Raw genomic sequence first — 15,850 nt, 5'->3', positions numbered from 1 at the left:
AGAGACGATGAGGTAGATAGGTCATGGGTGGAAGCACGGCGACGTGTGGAGCTGAATGATACTAATCGGTCGAGGCTTTGATCTAGAAACGGTTTGAACTTGATGAGTCTTCAGTTTTCAGGGAACAATCCCTTGTCTGGTGGCGATAGCGAAGCGGCCACACCCGTTCCCATGCCGAACACGGAAGTTAAGCGCTTCAGCGCCGAAAGTAGTTGGGGGTCTCCCCCTGTGAGGATAGGACGTCGCCAGGCAAACGGTGGTTCTGGAGCATTCGCTCAAGGGCCGCCGCTTTTTTGTATTTTGTATCGTGACTCAAATGAAGGAGAGGAATAACAGATGGCCAAGAAAATCAAAGTATACGTCGAGCCAAACGAGACAGTCGGTGAGTGTTTAGACCGAATCGCTCAAATGGGGTATCGCCCGGTACGAAGGATTGAAAAGCCTGTCTTTGAAAAAACGGGAACCAAAGACGAACCTGTTCATTCTCATCAATCAATCTTATTTGAGTGCGTCGCTCTCAAACCATAATGCCAAACCGTCACGAATGCGTGGCGGTTTTTTTGTTTTTGTAAAAACATCGTAAAGACGAACGATAAATATTCAGACAATTAAATTGTTCGCTGTTTGTTGACATGTTTTCAAAGAACAAGGTACGATAGGCTTGTGAGTTAAGAAAATCAAATATTGCTCCATATAATCGCAAGGAAATGGCTTGCAAGTTTCTACCTGATCACCGATTCTGATCAGACTATGGGGTATAGCCGACATTTTTTTGTCATGGCCTATACCCTAAACTGTTTAATCAGTTTAGGGATTTCTTTATTTAAGGGGGACGTTGATGTGAAGGCAACAGTAGGTGTGATCATGGGAAGTTCTTCTGACTGGGAGACGATGAAGCATGCGTGCGACGCGCTAGAAGAGTTAGACATTCCATACGAAAAACAAGTCGTCTCCGCGCATCGAACGCCGGACTTGATGTTCCAATACGCCGAAGCGGCTCGGGAACGAGGGATACACGTCATCATCGCCGGTGCAGGCGGGGCGGCCCACCTTCCGGGTATGGTAGCAGCGAAGACGACGCTTCCGGTCATCGGAGTCCCGATTCAATCGAAAGCACTGAACGGACTTGATTCGTTACTGTCAATCGTTCAGATGCCAGCAGGTGTTCCTGTCGCAACGGTCGCCATCGGAAAAGCCGGAGCGACAAACGCCGGACTGTTTGCCGCTCAAATTCTCAGTCTTCAATTCCCTGAAGTCATCGATCGTCTAGAAACGTATCGTCAACAAAAACGAGACATGGCGCTGCGCGGAACGGAGGAACTCGTCTAATGAGAATCGGGATATTAGGCGGAGGACAGTTAGGGCGGATGATGTCACTCAGTGCGAGCGCAATGGGTTACGAGACGCTCAGTCTCGACCCGAACCCGACGGCTCCGGCAGCACAAGTCGCACCGAGTATCGTCGCCGGGTTCGACGACATCTCAGCGGCAAAAGAACTAGCAGGCCGTTCGGACATCGTCACGTACGAATTTGAAAATATCGACTCAGCGATGATTGAGGCGATTGCCGATAAATGTCCGCAAGGGATGGACGTGTTAACAGCGACGCAGCATCGTCTGTTCGAAAAACAGATGATCGAGGCGGCCGGATTGCATGTCGCACCTTACGTGCCGGTCCGATCGGTACGGGACGTTTACCGGGCCGAAGATTTGCTAGGACTCCCATTGGTAATCAAAACATGCCGCTTCGGTTATGACGGGAAAGGGCAAACCGTGCTCCGGACATCACAGGACGTACGCGCGTTCATAGAACAGTTCAATGAAGATGAATATGTCGCCGAGGCGTGGTTGCCATTCCGAAAAGAAATCTCGGTCATCGTGACGAGAGGCGCACATGAGACGACAACATTCCCAATCAGTGAAAACATCCATCAAAATAACATCTTACATTTATCGATCGTTCCGGCCCGGCTCGACATGGACATTCTAGAAGATGCGCGCCATTTAGCACTTCAGCTCGCTGACCATGTTGGATTGATCGGTACGCTAGCCGTCGAACTATTCGTGATGGAAGACGGCGAGCTATACGTGAATGAGCTCGCGCCACGTCCTCACAATTCAGGACACTATACGCTTGATGCATGCGAGACGTCACAGTTCGAACAACACATCCGCGCGATTACGGGCATGTCACTCGGACGGACGACACAGTACACACCGGTCGTCATGGTCAATCTGCTCGGCGAACATATGGATAAAGTGAACCCACAAACGTTACCATCGAATGTTAAACTACATCTGTATGGAAAAGAAGAAGCGAAACCCGGACGGAAAATGGGGCACTTGAACGTGCTCGGCAGTACCGTCGAGGACGCGCTTCACACCATCGAACAACTGGCAATTTGGAAGGAGACCGTTTTATGATTTCACGTTACACCCGTCCCGAGATGGCGGCGATTTGGACAGATGAGAACAAGTTTGATGCATGGCTCAAAGTAGAGCTTTATGCTTGCGAGGCGTGGAGCGAACTAGGCGTCATCCCGAAAGAGGACGTCAACGTATTATGGGACAAGGCATCATTCGATGTCGAGCGTATCCTTGAGATCGAGCAGGAGACGCGCCATGACGTCATCGCCTTCACACGGGCCGTCTCAGAGACGCTCGGAGACGAGAAGAAATGGGTCCATTACGGTCTCACGTCGACTGATGTCGTCGATACGGCGCTATCGTACTTGATCAAACAAGCGAATGACATCCTTGAAGCCGATATCGATCGCTTCATCGACATCCTCGCCGAGAAAGCGAAAGCCCACAAATATGACATCATGATGGGTCGTACACACGGAGTCCACGCAGAACCGACGACGTTCGGTTTGAAACTCGCACTTTGGTACGAAGAGATGAAGCGAAACAAGAAACGGTTCATGGCCGCACGCGAGACGATCGAGTTTGGAAAAATGAGCGGCGCCGTCGGGACGTTCGCTAACATCGACCCGTTCATCGAGTCGTACGTGTGTGACAAGTTAGGGATTCAAGCAGCCCCGATCTCGACACAGACGTTACAGCGTGACCGCCACGCCGAGTACATGTCGACACTTGCTTTGATCGCCACATCCATCGAGAAAATGGCGACCGAGATCCGCGGCCTTCAAAAGACAGAGACACGTGAAGTCGAAGAGTTTTTCGCCAAAGGTCAAAAAGGTTCGTCGGCGATGCCGCATAAACGTAACCCGATTGGTTCGGAGAACATGACGGGACTTGCCCGCGTGATTCGCGGTCATATGGTGACGGCATATGAGAACGTCCCGCTTTGGCACGAACGCGATATCTCGCACTCGTCAGCGGAACGGATCATCCTCCCGGACGCGACCGGCCTTCTGAACTACATGCTCAACCGCTTCGGCAACATCGTGAAGAACTTGACGGTGTTCCCGGACAACATGCGCCGCAACATGGACCGGACGTTCGGCATCATCTTCTCGCAACGCATCCTGCTCGCCTTGATCGAGAAAGGCTGGTCACGTGAAGCCGCTTATGACGCGGTCCAACCGAAAGCGATGCAAGCGTGGGAAGAAGAGACAATGTTCCGGACGTTGATCGAGCAAGATGCAGAGATGGGCGCACTCTTCACGAGTGACGAGCTCGATGACTTGTTCGACCCGAGCCATCACGTACGTCGTGTCGATACAATCTTTGAACGCTGTGGTTTGTGATCGTTGAGGGGCGCTATGCCCCTCTCACTTTAAAGGGGGACGATACAGATGGAAGCAATCTACGAAGGTAAGGCGAAAGCGTTATACGAGACAGAAGAACAAGGTGTGCTCCGTGTCTACTATAAAGATGACGCGACGGCATTCAACGGAGAGAAAAAACAATCGATCGCAGGGAAAGGCGTGTTGAACAACGCCATCACGACGCGTTTGTTCGAGCTCATGCACGACAACAAGATTCCGACCCACTTCATCAAGAAACTGTCAGACCGCGAGCAGCTCGTACGCCGCGTCGACATTATCCCGCTTGAAGTCGTCGTACGCAACGTCGCCGCAGGGAGTCTCGCTAAACGGCTCGGCTGGGAAGAAGGGACGCCGCTGTTGTCGCCGATCGTCGAGTTCTACTATAAAGATGACGCACTCGGAGATCCGCTTTTAACAGAGGACCATATCCGTTTACTGCAAGTCGCCACACACAAAGAAGTCGAAACATTGCGACAACTTGGGTTGTGGGTGAATGATGTCTTGCTCGACTTCTTCGACGGACACGGTATCGATTTGATCGACTTTAAACTTGAGTTCGGTAAACTCGATGACACGATCATCCTCGCCGATGAGATTTCGCCCGACACGTGTCGCCTGTGGGATAAAGAGACGAAACAAAAGCTCGACAAAGACGTGTTCCGCAGAGACCTCGGATCACTGACAGAGACGTACGGCCAATTGTTAACACGCATAGGGGGAACTGACCAATGAAAAAAGTGAACGTGTACGTGACATTACGTGAAAGTGTACTTGACCCACAAGGCGTCGCCGTCAAAGGCGGACTCGAGCATCTCGGCTTCGCAGGCGTCGAATCGGTACGAATCGGCAAAGTCATCGAACTTCAAGTCGCAGACGAGACGACCGAGGCGATGGTCCGTGACATGTGCGAGAAATTGCTCGTCAATACGGTCATCGAGAACTATCGGATCGAGATGGGGGTACTCGCATGAGGTTCGCAGTCATCGTCTTCCCGGGATCAAACTGTGACCTCGACATGTATCATGCGGTCAAAGACGTGCTCGGGGAGGAAGCGGAATATGTATTCCACACGGAGACGTCACTTGTCGGTTTTGATGGTGTGCTGTTACCAGGCGGGTTCTCATACGGGGACTACTTGCGTTGCGGCGCGATCGCCCAGTTCTCACCGATCATGAGTGAGGTGAAGCGATTCGCTGAAGAGGGACGTCCGGTACTCGGCGTCTGCAACGGGTTCCAAGTGCTCGTCGAGGCAGGACTCTTACCCGGCGTATTGATGCGCAACCGTGATTTGAAGTTCATGTGCAAGACGGTCGAACTGAAAGTCGAGACGAACGAGACGATGTTTACGAGCGATTATGCGGTGGGCGAGACGATTCGCGTCCCGATCGCACATGGAGAAGGCAACTACTACTGTGACGAAGCAACACTTGAGACACTGCGAACGAATGGCCAGATCGCTTTCACCTACACAGACAACCCGAACGGATCGGTCGCGAACATCGCGGGCATCACGAACGTACAAGGAAACGTGCTCGGCATGATGCCGCACCCGGAACGAGCGGTCGAGGCGATGCTCGGCGGAGAAGACGGCAAACGGTTATTCACTTCGATTGTAAAATGGGGGACACGACATGTTACTTACAACTGAACCGACAGCGACGCACATCCGTGAACAAAGACTGTATGCCACAATGGGGCTCACTGACGACGAATACGCACTCGTCGTCTCGCTCTTAGGCCGTGACCCGAACTACACCGAGATCGGTTTATTCTCGGTCATGTGGTCTGAACACTGTTCGTACAAAAACTCGAAGCCAGTGCTCCGTAAATTCCCAACGACCGGAAAACACGTCCTTCAAGGACCCGGTGAAGGGGCTGGAATCGTCGATATCGGCGATGGTCAGGCGGTCGCCTTCAAAATCGAGAGCCATAACCACCCGTCGGCCATCGAGCCGTATCAAGGTGCGGCGACAGGTGTCGGCGGGATCATCCGCGACATCTTCTCGATGGGCGCACGTCCGGTCGCACTCCTCAACTCGCTCCGCTTCGGAGATTTGAACGAATCACGTGTGAAACATCTCTTCGGCCATGTCGTCTCCGGCATCGCCGGCTACGGCAACTGTGTCGGCATCCCGACGGTCGGCGGAGAAGTCGCGTTCGACCCGGCCTACGCCGGCAACCCGCTCGTCAACGCGATGTGTGTCGGCCTCATCCGCCACGAAGACATTCAAAAAGGGATTGCCGAGGGGGTCGGCAACTCGGTCATGTACGTCGGGGCGACAACGGGACGCGACGGCATTCACGGCGCCACGTTCGCCTCTGAAGAGCTCGGCGAAGACGCCGATGAGAAACGCCCGGCCGTCCAAGTCGGCGACCCGTTCATGGAGAAGTTGTTGATCGAGGCGTGTCTTGAAGTCATCAAACATCCAGCCCTCGTCGGCATTCAAGACATGGGTGCGGCAGGTCTCACGTCGTCTTCGGCCGAGATGGCATCGAAAGCGGGCATGGGTATCGAGATGAACCTCGACCTCGTCCCACAACGTGAGGCCGATATGACGCCTTACGAGATGATGTTGTCCGAGTCACAAGAACGGATGCTCCTCGTCGTCAAGGCAGGACACGAAGACGAGATCGAAGCGATCGTCACGAAGTGGGGACTTCATGCGATCAAAATCGGCGAAGTCATCGAGCAGAAAGTGCTCCGTCTCGTCCATCACGGCGAAGTAGCCGCTGAAGTGCCGGTCGACGCGCTCGCGGAAGATGCGCCAGTTTATCATAAACCGTCAAAAGTTCCAGCATACTACGAGGCGTTCCAAGCGATGGCGCCGGTTCAACCGGTCGTCACAGACGTGCTCGCGACGTGGAAAGACGTCCTCGCGATGCCGACGATCGCTTCGAAACGTTGGGTGTACGAGCAATACGACCATATGGTCCAAACGTCGACCGTCGTCGCACCAGGTAGCGACGCGGCCGTCATCCGAATCCGTGACACGGACAAGTCGCTCGCGATGACGACCGACTGTAACGCGAAGTATGTCTACCTCGACCCGCGCGTCGGCGGTGCCATCGCAGTCGCTGAAGCGGCGCGCAACATCATCGCGAGCGGTGCCGAGCCACTTGCGCTCACCGATTGCCTGAACTTTGGGAGTCCGGACAAACCGGAAGGGTTCTGGCAGCTCGACCAAGCCGTCGAAGGTATGGCCGAGGCGTGTTTAGCACTCGACACACCGGTCATCGGCGGGAACGTCTCGCTTTATAACGAGTCGAACGGAACGGCAATCTACCCGACACCGGTCGTCGGCATGGTCGGTTTGATCACGAAACCGGAACATATCACGACGTCACACGCCAAGACAGCGGGAGATGTCATCTTCCTTCTCGGCGATACGAAGCCTGAATTTGGCGGCAGTGCGCTACAAATGTTGCAAGACGGAAAAGTGAGCGGACAAGCACCGACGCTCGACCTCGAGATCGAGAGCCGTCACCAGCAATCTCTGCTCACGGCAATTCGTCAAGGACTCGTCACGGCAGCTCACGACGTCTCAGAAGGTGGCTTAGCAGCGGCACTTCCTGAGCTCGTGTTCGGTACGGGGCTAGGTGCAGACGTCAGCATCGACACGGATCTCGTGACGACACTGTTCAGCGAGTCACAGTCGCGCTTCCTCGTCACGGTCGCGCCAATTCACGCGGACACGTTCGCCAAATTGACGAACGCCACACGAATCGGTCAAGTGACCGAAGCGGCGCAACTGACTGTCCGCTCGAGCGATCGGTTAATTGAAATGGACGTCACTGAACTTGAACGTGTATGGGAAGGAGCTATTCCATGTTATATGACATCCGAGGCATGAACGAGGAGTGTGGGGTGTTCGGGGTGTTCAATCACCACGAAGCGTCACACCTCGCCTACTACGGACTGCACAGCCTGCAACACCGAGGTCAGGAAGGGACGGGCATCGTCACGGCTGACGGCGAGCGCCTGCACGCGAAACGCGGGCTCGGTCTCGTCGCCGAAGTGTTCGACGAACCGTCGCTCGATGCCCTCACGGGACATCACGCCATCGGTCACGTCCGTTATTCGACCGCGGGCGGCAACACGCTTGAGAACGTCCAACCGCTCCATTTCAAATCGCTCACCGGGGACCTTGCGATGGCGCATAACGGCAACCTCGTCAACGCCAACGAGTTGAAGCATATGCTCGAGGCGGAAGGGGCGATCTTTCAGACGACGTCTGACACGGAAGTCGTCGCCCACTTAATCAAACGGAGCCGCGGCAACTCGTTGAAAGAGCGGATCTCGGACAGCTTGGCGCGTCTCGTCGGCGCGTTCGCGTTTCTTTTCTTGACGGAAGACGCGCTCTACGTCGGCGTCGATGTCCATGGTTTGCGTCCCCTCTCGCTCGGAAAGACTGAAGACGGGGCGTTCGTGTTCGCTTCAGAGACGTGCGCGTTCGACGTCGTGGGGGCGACGTACGTACGTGACGTCGAACCGGGCGAACTGTTGATGATCACGAAAGACGGGATCGTCTCAGAACGTTACAGTGAAGCAGCGGTCCGGGCGATGTGTTCAATGGAATACATCTACTTCTCGCGGCCAGACTCGATCATCGACGGGATCAACGTGCATACGGCCCGTAAGGCGATGGGGAAAAAGATGTTCAACGAGGCACCGGTCGAGGCGGATGTCGTGACCGGTGTCCCGGACTCGAGCATCTCGGCAGCCATCGGGTACGCCGAGGCGAGCGGGATCCCGTACGAGATGGGTCTCATCAAAAACCGTTACGTCGGGCGGACGTTCATCCAGCCGTCACAAGAATTGCGTGAGCGTGGCGTCAAGATGAAGCTGTCGGCGCTACGTGGGGTTGTCAACGGCAAGCGTGTCATCATGGTCGATGATTCGATCGTCCGGGGCACGACGAGCCGTCGCATCGTCAAGTTGCTGCGGGAAGCAGGGGCAACCGAGGTGCATGTGCGCATCACGTCACCACCGATCAAACATCCGTGCTATTACGGTATCGATACATCATCAAAGGACGAGTTGATCGCGGCCATCAAATCGATCGAAGAGATTAAACAAGAGATCGGGGCCGACTCATTAGCGTTCCTCACATTAGACGGTACGGTCGAAGCAATCGGCCGACCGTTCGAAGGAAACTTGCGCGGGCAGTGTGCCGCTTGCTTCACCGGACTTTATCCAACTGAACTGGCGGAACTTGTGACAGAGACAAAAGCTTGAGGGGGACTGACGATGAGTTTAAGATATGAACAAGCGGGTGTGAATTTAGAGGCAGGTTATGAAGCGGTGTCACGCATGAAGCGTCACGTCGCACGGACGATGCGTCCAGAAGTGATGACCGGACTTGGCAGTTTCGGGGCGATGATCGATCTCGGCTCGATGCAATTGAAACATCCGATCCTCGTGAGCGGGACGGACGGGGTCGGCACGAAGCTAAAACTCGCGTTCGCGCTCGACCAACATGATACGATTGGAATCGATTGCGTGGCGATGTGCGTCAACGACTGTCTCGTCCACGGAGCCGAACCGCTCTACTTCTTAGACTATATCGCGACTGGAAAAGCGGAACCGGCGAAGCTCGAACGCATCGTCGCGGGTGTGGCCGAAGGCTGCGTCCAAGCAGGGTGTGCCCTCGTCGGCGGCGAGACGGCCGAGATGCCGGGCATGTATCCGGACGGGGAGTACGATATCGCCGGGTTTGCCGTCGGTGTCGTCGAGAAAGAGTTACTCATCGACGGACGGACGATCGAAACGGGGGACATCGTTCTAGGGTTAGCTTCGTCAGGTGTCCATTCGAACGGTTTCTCGCTCGTCCGTCACATCGTCGAGGCGCAAGGGCTCGAGTACACGGATGAAATCGCGATGCTCGATACGACGCTCGGGAACGCCTTATTGCTACCGACCCGCATCTATTCGGAAGCGGCGAAAGCGGCCATTTCGACCGGACTCGTCCAAGGGATGGCCCACATCACTGGCGGCGGTTTCTATGAGAACGTGCCGCGCATGCTGCCTGAAGGTCTTGGTGTCACGTTTGACGCATCAAGCTGGCCGAGCCTGCCGGTATTCGACTGGCTCGAACAAGTCGGCCACGTGTCGAAGCAAGAGATGTTCAACGTGTTCAATATGGGCATCGGCTTCATGATTACGGTACGTCCCGAAGACGTCGACACGGTACAAGCCGCGCTCGAACGGATCGGCGAGACGTCGCATCGGATCGGCAAAGTCGAAGCGAAACCAGGCGTCCGGATTATGGGGGTCGACCAGTGAAGCGGTTCGCTATCTTCGCCTCTGGATCTGGGAGCAACGCCGAAGCGATTTGGGAAGCGATTGAGCGCGGCGAGCTGAGCGGACAGTGTATGCTCCTCGTCACGGATAAGCCTGAGGCGAAAGTGCTCGAGCGGGCAGACCGTCATCATATCCAGACGTTCTCGTTCGAGCCGAAGGCGTATGCGTCGAAGTCAGAGTTTGAGTGGGAGCTGCTCGTTCTGTTAGAAGCGCTACACGTCGACTATATCGTCTTGGCGGGTTATATGCGTTTAATCGGGGATGTGCTGCTCGCGGCGTATCCGGGTCGGATCATCAATATCCATCCGTCGCTCTTGCCGGCCTTCCCAGGAAAAGATGCAATCGGTCAAGCGCTTGCCGCGAACGTGTCGACGAGCGGTGTCACCGTCCATTACGTCGACGCCGGGATGGACACGGGTCCAATCATCGCGCAACAAGAAGTCGACATCGCGGGATGTGACCGTATCGAGGCGGGCCACCGGATTCAAGCGATCGAACACCAACTCTATCCACGCGTATTACAACAAGTGTTGAACCAACAGGAGGTTTTCAAGTGAGAGCATTACTGAGTGTGTCAGATAAAACAGGTATCGTCGAACTCGCGCGCGTCTTGCACGAAGCGGGCATCGAACTCATCTCGACAGGTGGGACGGAAGCGGCACTCGTCGCGGCCGGACTGCCCGTGAAAAATATTTCGGAAGTGACATCGTTCCCCGAGATGCTCGACGGACGTGTCAAGACGCTGCATCCGCTCGTCCATGGCGGTCTGCTCGGACGCCGTGATTTAGATTCACACGTCGAACAGATGAAACATCACCACATTGAGCCGATCGACTACGTCGTCGTCAACTTGTATCCGTTCAAAGAGACGATCGCAAAAGAGAACGCGACGTATGAAGAGGCGATTGAAAACATCGATATCGGCGGCCCGAGCATGCTCCGTTCAGCCGCGAAAAACCATGCCAGCGTGACGGTCGTCGTCGACCCGGCCGACTACGGCAACGTTGCCGCAGAGATTCAGAATGGCGGTACGTCGTTTGAGACGCGGCAACGACTCGCTTTGAGGGCGTTCCGTCATACGGCGGCGTACGACGCCTTGATTGCCGACTATTTAGGTCAGCAAATCGGCGAAACGTTCCCAGAACAGCTGACGGTCACGTACGAAAAAGTCCAAGACCTTCGTTACGGGGAGAACCCGCACCAACAGGCGGCGTTCTATAAGACTCCGCTCTATGACGGCATGACGCTCGCCAACGCGGTGCAACTCCACGGCAAAGAACTCTCGTACAACAACATCCAAGATACGAACGCGGCGCTCGAGGCGCTCAGCGAGTTGACGGAACCGGCAGCGGTCGTCGTCAAACATATGAATCCATGCGGCGTCGCTGTCGGTCGGACGATCAGCCAAGCCTTCGCTCGCGCCCATGCGGCCGACCCGATCTCGATTTTCGGCGGTATCGTCGCCCTCAATCGTGAAGTCGACCTCGAGACGGCAGAAGCGCTCCGCAACATCTTCTTAGAGATCGTCATTGCCCCATCCTTTAGTGAGGCAGCACTTGACCGATTGAAAGAGAAAAAGAATTTACGTCTATTGACGCTTGAGATGGGGCAGATGACAGGCATGCGTCTGACGGCAGTCGCGGGCGGTCTCCTCGTCCAAGACGGCGACGACATGATACTCGACGATGCTTCGTGCCAAATCGTGACCGACCGTCGTCCGACGGCGGCCGAATGGGAAGACTTGAAGCTCGCGTGGCGTGTCGTCAAACACGTGAAATCAAACGCAATCGTCGTAGCGAAAGACGAGACGACGATCGGCATCGGTGCCGGACAGATGAACCGAGTCGGTGCGGCGAAAATCGCTTTCGAACAGGCAGGGGACCGTGCAGTCGGTGCCGCGCTTGGCAGCGACGCGTTCTTCCCGATGGGCGATACGGTCGAAGCTGCAGCTGCAGCCGGCATTACGGCCATCATCCAGCCAGGTGGTTCGATTCGGGACGACGAGTCGATTGAAGCGGCGAACCGTCACGGCATTACGATGGTGTTCACTTCAGTCCGACATTTCAAACATTGAGAGGAGCAAGAGGATGAACGTACTCGTCATTGGCCGCGGCGGCCGTGAACACGCGCTCGCGTGGAAGTTGAGACAAGACGGGCATGACGTATTCGTCGCCCCGGGTAACTTGAACATGGACGGTGTGACGTGTGTGCCGATTGAAGAGACGGACGTCACCGCACTCGTCCGCTTCGCAGAGACCGAAGACATCGATTGGACGATCGTCGGGCCTGAGTCAGCGCTCATGGCGGGTGTCGTCGATGCGTTCAACGCGAGCGGACGACGCATCTTTGGACCGACGAAAGCAGCGGCGTTGCTAGAAGGTAGCAAAGCGTTCGCTAAAGAAATCATGCGTGAAGCGAACATCCCTACAGCAGATTATGAGACGTTCACGGAAGCGGAAGCGGCGCTCGCTTATATTGAGTCAATCGGGGCACCGCTCGTCGTCAAAGCGGACGGTCTCGCAGCCGGTAAAGGGGTCACGGTCGCCTTATCGCTTGATGAGGCACGTGCGGCGATTCATGATATCTTCACGACCGACAAGTTCGGTGACCAGTCACGCGTCGTCATCGAAGAATTTTTGGACGGGGAAGAGTTTTCACTCATGGCGTTCGTCTCTGGTGAACACGTCATCCCGATGATCACGTCGCAAGACCATAAGCGCGCATTCGACGGGGACAAAGGACCGAACACGGGCGGGATGGGGGCGTATAGCCCGATGCCGCATTTAGAGGAAGCCGTTTACGTTGAGTCGGTGGAACGTGTGCTCGTCCCGCTCGCGCGGGCGATGGTGGAGCGGGGGACACCGTTCGAAGGATTCTTATATGCGGGTCTGATTCTGACGGAAAACGGACCGAAAGTGATCGAGTTCAACGCCCGGTTCGGTGACCCGGAAACGGAAGTCATCCTCCCGAACTTGGCGTCGCCGCTCCTTGACGTCATCGAGGCGGTCGTCGCTAAACGACCGTATGCGATTGAATGGCTTGACGGGTATACGATCGGTGTCGTCGTCGCAGCCGCCGGTTATCCGGAACGAGCGACGACGGGGCAAGTGCTCTCAGATTTTGAGCGCTTACCGAAAGACGTGCTCGTGTTTCATGCGGGGACGACGCGTGACGGTAGTCACATCATCGGGAACGGTGGGCGACTGTTCGTCATCACGTCGACGAAACCGACCTTGCTTGAAGCGAAGACGGCTGTTTACGCGGGACTAGAAATGCTCGATTTACCGCAGACATTCTATCGTCGAGACATCGGCGGACGGGCGCTTGCGCGGATTTTTTAAAGGATGGGTCAACCCATCCTTTTTTTCATGCGAAAAAAAGGGAATACCGGCTTCCTGCTCTACAATGGTGAAGTAGATTGAAGGAAGAAGGTGGTCGACGTGCGCATTCGGACGAAGCTGATGATTGCGGTTGCCGTGAATATACTTGTGTTTGTCAGTGTCATCTTTTTTGTGATTCGTCCCTACTTTATCGAGAAAAGCATGGAGCAAGACCGTCAAACGGTCGAGAGTCAAATTGCGAGTGTGACCGAGACGCTCGCGAATCGAAAAAGTACGCTTGAACGGACGCTCGTCGACTGGGCGGTTTGGAACGACACGTATGCGTTCATTCAAAATCAGAACGATTCTTACATAGCGAGCAATATAAGTGAGGAGTCGCTCGAAAACTTGAGTGTGCAAGCGATTGTGTACTTGAACCGTGAAGGTGAGGTCCACTATTCGACATTCCGTCAAGAAGACGCCCCGTTGTCTAAAGCGGATCGGCAAACGATCATCTCAGATATTACGAATCGGTTGAGCCCGGGCCTAGAAAAACAAGACGGTGTATATGACAGCGACTATGGACCGATCCTATACGCCAGTCACCCGATCTTACGGAGTGACACGAGCGGACCGGTTCAAGGGACGCTCGTCATGCTTGAATTTGTTGACGCGGATTTTTTGGCAGACTTAAGCGCCCAAACGAAAATTCCGCTGACGATGCAGCCTGTCCAACATAGTGAGACGAAGATGACGCTCAAAAATGATGGGACCGAGGTCGTCGTGCCACTCGATACCGTCTTTCAAACGGCAGACTTTGAAGTCGGCTTTATCGTCGAACCGACCCATTACCAGAACACGATCTCGATGCTGAGGCTCGGGATGTTGTCGTTGCTTGCTTTAGCGTTAGGTCTGTTCTTGTCGCTTCTATGGACGATTCATCATGTCGTGATTCGGCGAGTGATGGAAATCGTCGATGAGTTGAAACACATCACGGTCGAGCGCGATAGCCGGCTCCGTCTGCGTCGAGATCAACATAGCCGAGACGAGATCGAACAGATGGCGACGAGCATGAACGAAGTGCTCTCGGCACTCGAAGATACGCGGGCAGAAGTGCTCGATCGCGCGTTTCGCGATGCGTTGACGTTGCTGCCGAACCGGCTCGCCCTCGAAGACTATTTTTCGACCGTGAGGGGGAGCCATGAACGGATCGGTGTGATCGGTTTGGACTTAGACGACTTCCGACGTATCAACGACCAGTTCGGTCACCGTACCGGTGATGCCGTCTTGATTTATATCGCGTCGCGTCTGAATTTCTATAAAGAAGCCGGATTTGCGGCCCGGCTCGGTGCGGATGAGTTCATTTTCTTGCACCCGGATTGGACACTCGAAGAATTGAAGCCGATTGCGCGACGACTGACGAAAGATTTGAAAAACTGGTCCGACGTGAACGGTGTCAAAGGAATGACGGTGACAATCGGTCTCGATGTATTTGCCTGTCGCGAGTCGCATCATACGTACGAAGTCATGATGGGACGTCTCGACGTCGTCATCCATGAGGCCAAACTGTCTGGGAAAAATCGGATCCTGTCGTTCCAAGACATCGAGGATGGAAGTCACTATCTCCAGACGCTCGAGATGGAGCGTGACTTACGCTACGCGCTTGAACATGATGAGTTCGAGCTATACTACCAGCCGATCGTGTCCCCGCGCCCGTTCGCTGTCCGCGGGGTCGAGGCGCTCATTCGCTGGAACCATCCGGGTAAAGGACAAATTTCACCTGGGCTGTTTATCCCGATTGCGGAGCAACTGGGACTCATCTCGGATATCGGGCGCTGGGTACTCAGGCAGTCCATGTTGGAGATGAAAGAGCACGCAGCCCGCCATCACTTGTTCTTGTCGATCAACGTCTCGAAGCGTCAAATTGCGGACGGTTCGTTCCTTCAGGAGTTAGAGGATGTGTTGCACGAAACAGGGTTTGACCCGCTCCTGCTCCATGTCGAGATTACGGAAAGCGAGGTCGGGGGTAACTTGTATGAGCTGCAACAGTTCATCCGTTCGCTCAAAGCGATCGGCGTCAAGATCTCACTCGACGACTTCGGTGTCGGCACATCGTCGCTGTCGTTCTTGCAATCGCTGCAACTCGACATCATCAAGATCGATCAAAACTTCGTCAAAGGGATTCCTGAGAACACGTTCGACCGGGCCCTCCTTGAAGGACTTTACCAGACGTTCCATACGCTCGGGCTCGACATCGTAACCGAAGGGGTCGAACGTCCGGAACAGCTCGCGTTCGTGCTCGAGCATAGCGGTTCATTGATTCAAGGCTACCATTACAGCAAGCCGGTTCCGCTCGCGCAACTGGAGCATTATTTGAAGAAAACGGCAACGATGTACGATTGGTGAAGGCGCCTCTGTGAAGAGGCGTCTTTATTATGTGAATTTCGTGTGAATTCCGTTACAATTGGCAACATAGCTTGCAGGTGTTTCATAGAA

Annotated in this window: 14 protein-coding genes, 2 rRNA genes and 1 riboswitch; all 16 genes read left to right on the top strand. The window is 54.9% G+C overall.

The genetic code is table 11. The features are described 5' to 3' along the window. Positions 1-85, top strand: a 23S ribosomal RNA gene (locus KNP77_RS06105); the annotation flags it as partial. A gap of 50 nt (positions 86-135) precedes the next feature. Next, positions 136-251, top strand: a 5S ribosomal RNA gene (gene rrf / locus KNP77_RS06100). An 85-nt stretch (positions 252-336) separates the two neighbouring features. Continuing rightward, positions 337-528: an NETI motif-containing protein gene (locus KNP77_RS06095; protein ID WP_034809046.1), complete on the top strand. Its 192-nt coding sequence runs from the start codon at positions 337-339 to the stop codon at positions 526-528. A gap of 141 nt (positions 529-669) precedes the next feature. After that, a riboswitch (purine riboswitch) is annotated at positions 670-771 on the top strand. A 69-nt stretch (positions 772-840) separates the two neighbouring features. Continuing rightward, positions 841-1,329 carry a 5-(carboxyamino)imidazole ribonucleotide mutase gene (purE, locus tag KNP77_RS06090; RefSeq protein ID WP_131441206.1) on the top strand — a complete coding sequence of 163 codons (489 nt, stop codon included), beginning with the start codon at positions 841-843 and terminating at the stop codon, positions 1,327-1,329. After that, a complete protein-coding gene (gene purK / locus KNP77_RS06085; RefSeq protein WP_070328799.1) occupies positions 1,329-2,423 on the top strand; it encodes a 5-(carboxyamino)imidazole ribonucleotide synthase in 1,095 nt (364 codons plus the stop codon). The genes purE and purK overlap by 1 nt, the downstream gene beginning before the upstream one ends. Then, positions 2,420-3,712 carry an adenylosuccinate lyase gene (gene purB / locus KNP77_RS06080; protein ID WP_131441204.1) on the top strand — a complete coding sequence of 431 codons (1,293 nt, stop codon included), beginning with the start codon at positions 2,420-2,422 and terminating at the stop codon, positions 3,710-3,712. The genes purK and purB overlap by 4 nt, the downstream gene beginning before the upstream one ends. Positions 3,713-3,760: 48 nt before the next feature. Next, positions 3,761-4,465 carry a phosphoribosylaminoimidazolesuccinocarboxamide synthase gene (purC, locus tag KNP77_RS06075; protein WP_131488760.1) on the top strand — a complete coding sequence of 235 codons (705 nt, stop codon included), beginning with the start codon at positions 3,761-3,763 and terminating at the stop codon, positions 4,463-4,465. After that, entirely contained in the window at positions 4,462-4,704 is a 243-nt protein-coding gene (gene purS, locus KNP77_RS06070) for a phosphoribosylformylglycinamidine synthase subunit PurS (protein WP_016509255.1), read from the top strand. Before purC ends, purS begins: the two co-directional genes overlap by 4 nt. Continuing rightward, positions 4,701-5,381 (top strand): phosphoribosylformylglycinamidine synthase subunit PurQ, encoded by a 681-nt coding sequence (gene purQ / locus KNP77_RS06065; protein ID WP_214889228.1) that lies wholly within the window; start codon positions 4,701-4,703, stop codon positions 5,379-5,381. The genes purS and purQ overlap by 4 nt, the downstream gene beginning before the upstream one ends. Continuing rightward, the gene (gene purL, locus KNP77_RS06060) at positions 5,365-7,584 is read left to right on the top strand and encodes a phosphoribosylformylglycinamidine synthase subunit PurL (RefSeq protein WP_214889226.1); all 2,220 of its coding nucleotides are present in this window, start codon (positions 5,365-5,367) and stop codon (positions 7,582-7,584) included. Before purQ ends, purL begins: the two co-directional genes overlap by 17 nt. After that, complete coding sequence (purF, locus tag KNP77_RS06055; protein WP_131444204.1) at positions 7,560-8,969, top strand: amidophosphoribosyltransferase; 1,410 nt, start codon at positions 7,560-7,562, stop codon at positions 8,967-8,969. Before purL ends, purF begins: the two co-directional genes overlap by 25 nt. A 12-nt stretch (positions 8,970-8,981) precedes the next feature. Continuing rightward, positions 8,982-10,016 carry a phosphoribosylformylglycinamidine cyclo-ligase gene (purM, locus tag KNP77_RS06050; RefSeq protein ID WP_214889223.1) on the top strand — a complete coding sequence of 345 codons (1,035 nt, stop codon included), beginning with the start codon at positions 8,982-8,984 and terminating at the stop codon, positions 10,014-10,016. Further along, on the top strand, positions 10,013-10,591 hold the full coding sequence (gene purN / locus KNP77_RS06045; protein WP_131490670.1) for a phosphoribosylglycinamide formyltransferase: 579 nt from the start codon (positions 10,013-10,015) through the stop codon (positions 10,589-10,591). Before purM ends, purN begins: the two co-directional genes overlap by 4 nt. After that, positions 10,588-12,108 (top strand): bifunctional phosphoribosylaminoimidazolecarboxamide formyltransferase/IMP cyclohydrolase, encoded by a 1,521-nt coding sequence (purH, locus tag KNP77_RS06040; protein ID WP_131465786.1) that lies wholly within the window; start codon positions 10,588-10,590, stop codon positions 12,106-12,108. The genes purN and purH overlap by 4 nt, the downstream gene beginning before the upstream one ends. Positions 12,109-12,121: 13 nt before the next feature. Beyond that, complete coding sequence (gene purD / locus KNP77_RS06035; protein WP_214889220.1) at positions 12,122-13,375, top strand: phosphoribosylamine--glycine ligase; 1,254 nt, start codon at positions 12,122-12,124, stop codon at positions 13,373-13,375. Between the two features lie 99 nt (positions 13,376-13,474). Continuing rightward, positions 13,475-15,760 carry a bifunctional diguanylate cyclase/phosphodiesterase gene (locus tag KNP77_RS06030; protein WP_353048809.1) on the top strand — a complete coding sequence of 762 codons (2,286 nt, stop codon included), beginning with the start codon at positions 13,475-13,477 and terminating at the stop codon, positions 15,758-15,760. Positions 15,761-15,850 lie beyond the last annotated feature (90 nt).

It is taken from the genome of Exiguobacterium sp. s142 (assembly GCF_018618455.1).
GTDB lineage: Bacteria > Bacillota > Bacilli > Exiguobacteriales > Exiguobacteriaceae > Exiguobacterium > Exiguobacterium aurantiacum_A.
Note: the sequence above shows the minus strand (reverse complement) of the source record. Positions and strands in the feature narration are given on the sequence as shown.

Excerpts from the sequence above, each read along its gene's own strand:
- purM (WP_214889223.1), top strand. The coding sequence starts at position 8,982 with ATGAGTTTAAGATATGAACAAGCGGGTGTGAATTTAGAGGCAGGTTAT.
- purS (WP_016509255.1), top strand. The coding sequence starts at position 4,462 with ATGAAAAAAGTGAACGTGTACGTGACATTACGTGAAAGTGTACTTGAC.
- purK (WP_070328799.1), top strand. The coding sequence starts at position 1,329 with ATGAGAATCGGGATATTAGGCGGAGGACAGTTAGGGCGGATGATGTCA.
- purF (WP_131444204.1), top strand. The coding sequence starts at position 7,560 with ATGTTATATGACATCCGAGGCATGAACGAGGAGTGTGGGGTGTTCGGG.
- purD (WP_214889220.1), top strand. The coding sequence starts at position 12,122 with ATGAACGTACTCGTCATTGGCCGCGGCGGCCGTGAACACGCGCTCGCG.
- purB (WP_131441204.1), top strand. The coding sequence starts at position 2,420 with ATGATTTCACGTTACACCCGTCCCGAGATGGCGGCGATTTGGACAGAT.
- purQ (WP_214889228.1), top strand. The coding sequence starts at position 4,701 with ATGAGGTTCGCAGTCATCGTCTTCCCGGGATCAAACTGTGACCTCGAC.
- purL (WP_214889226.1), top strand. The coding sequence starts at position 5,365 with ATGTTACTTACAACTGAACCGACAGCGACGCACATCCGTGAACAAAGA.
- KNP77_RS06095 (WP_034809046.1), top strand. The coding sequence starts at position 337 with ATGGCCAAGAAAATCAAAGTATACGTCGAGCCAAACGAGACAGTCGGT.
- purC (WP_131488760.1), top strand. The coding sequence starts at position 3,761 with ATGGAAGCAATCTACGAAGGTAAGGCGAAAGCGTTATACGAGACAGAA.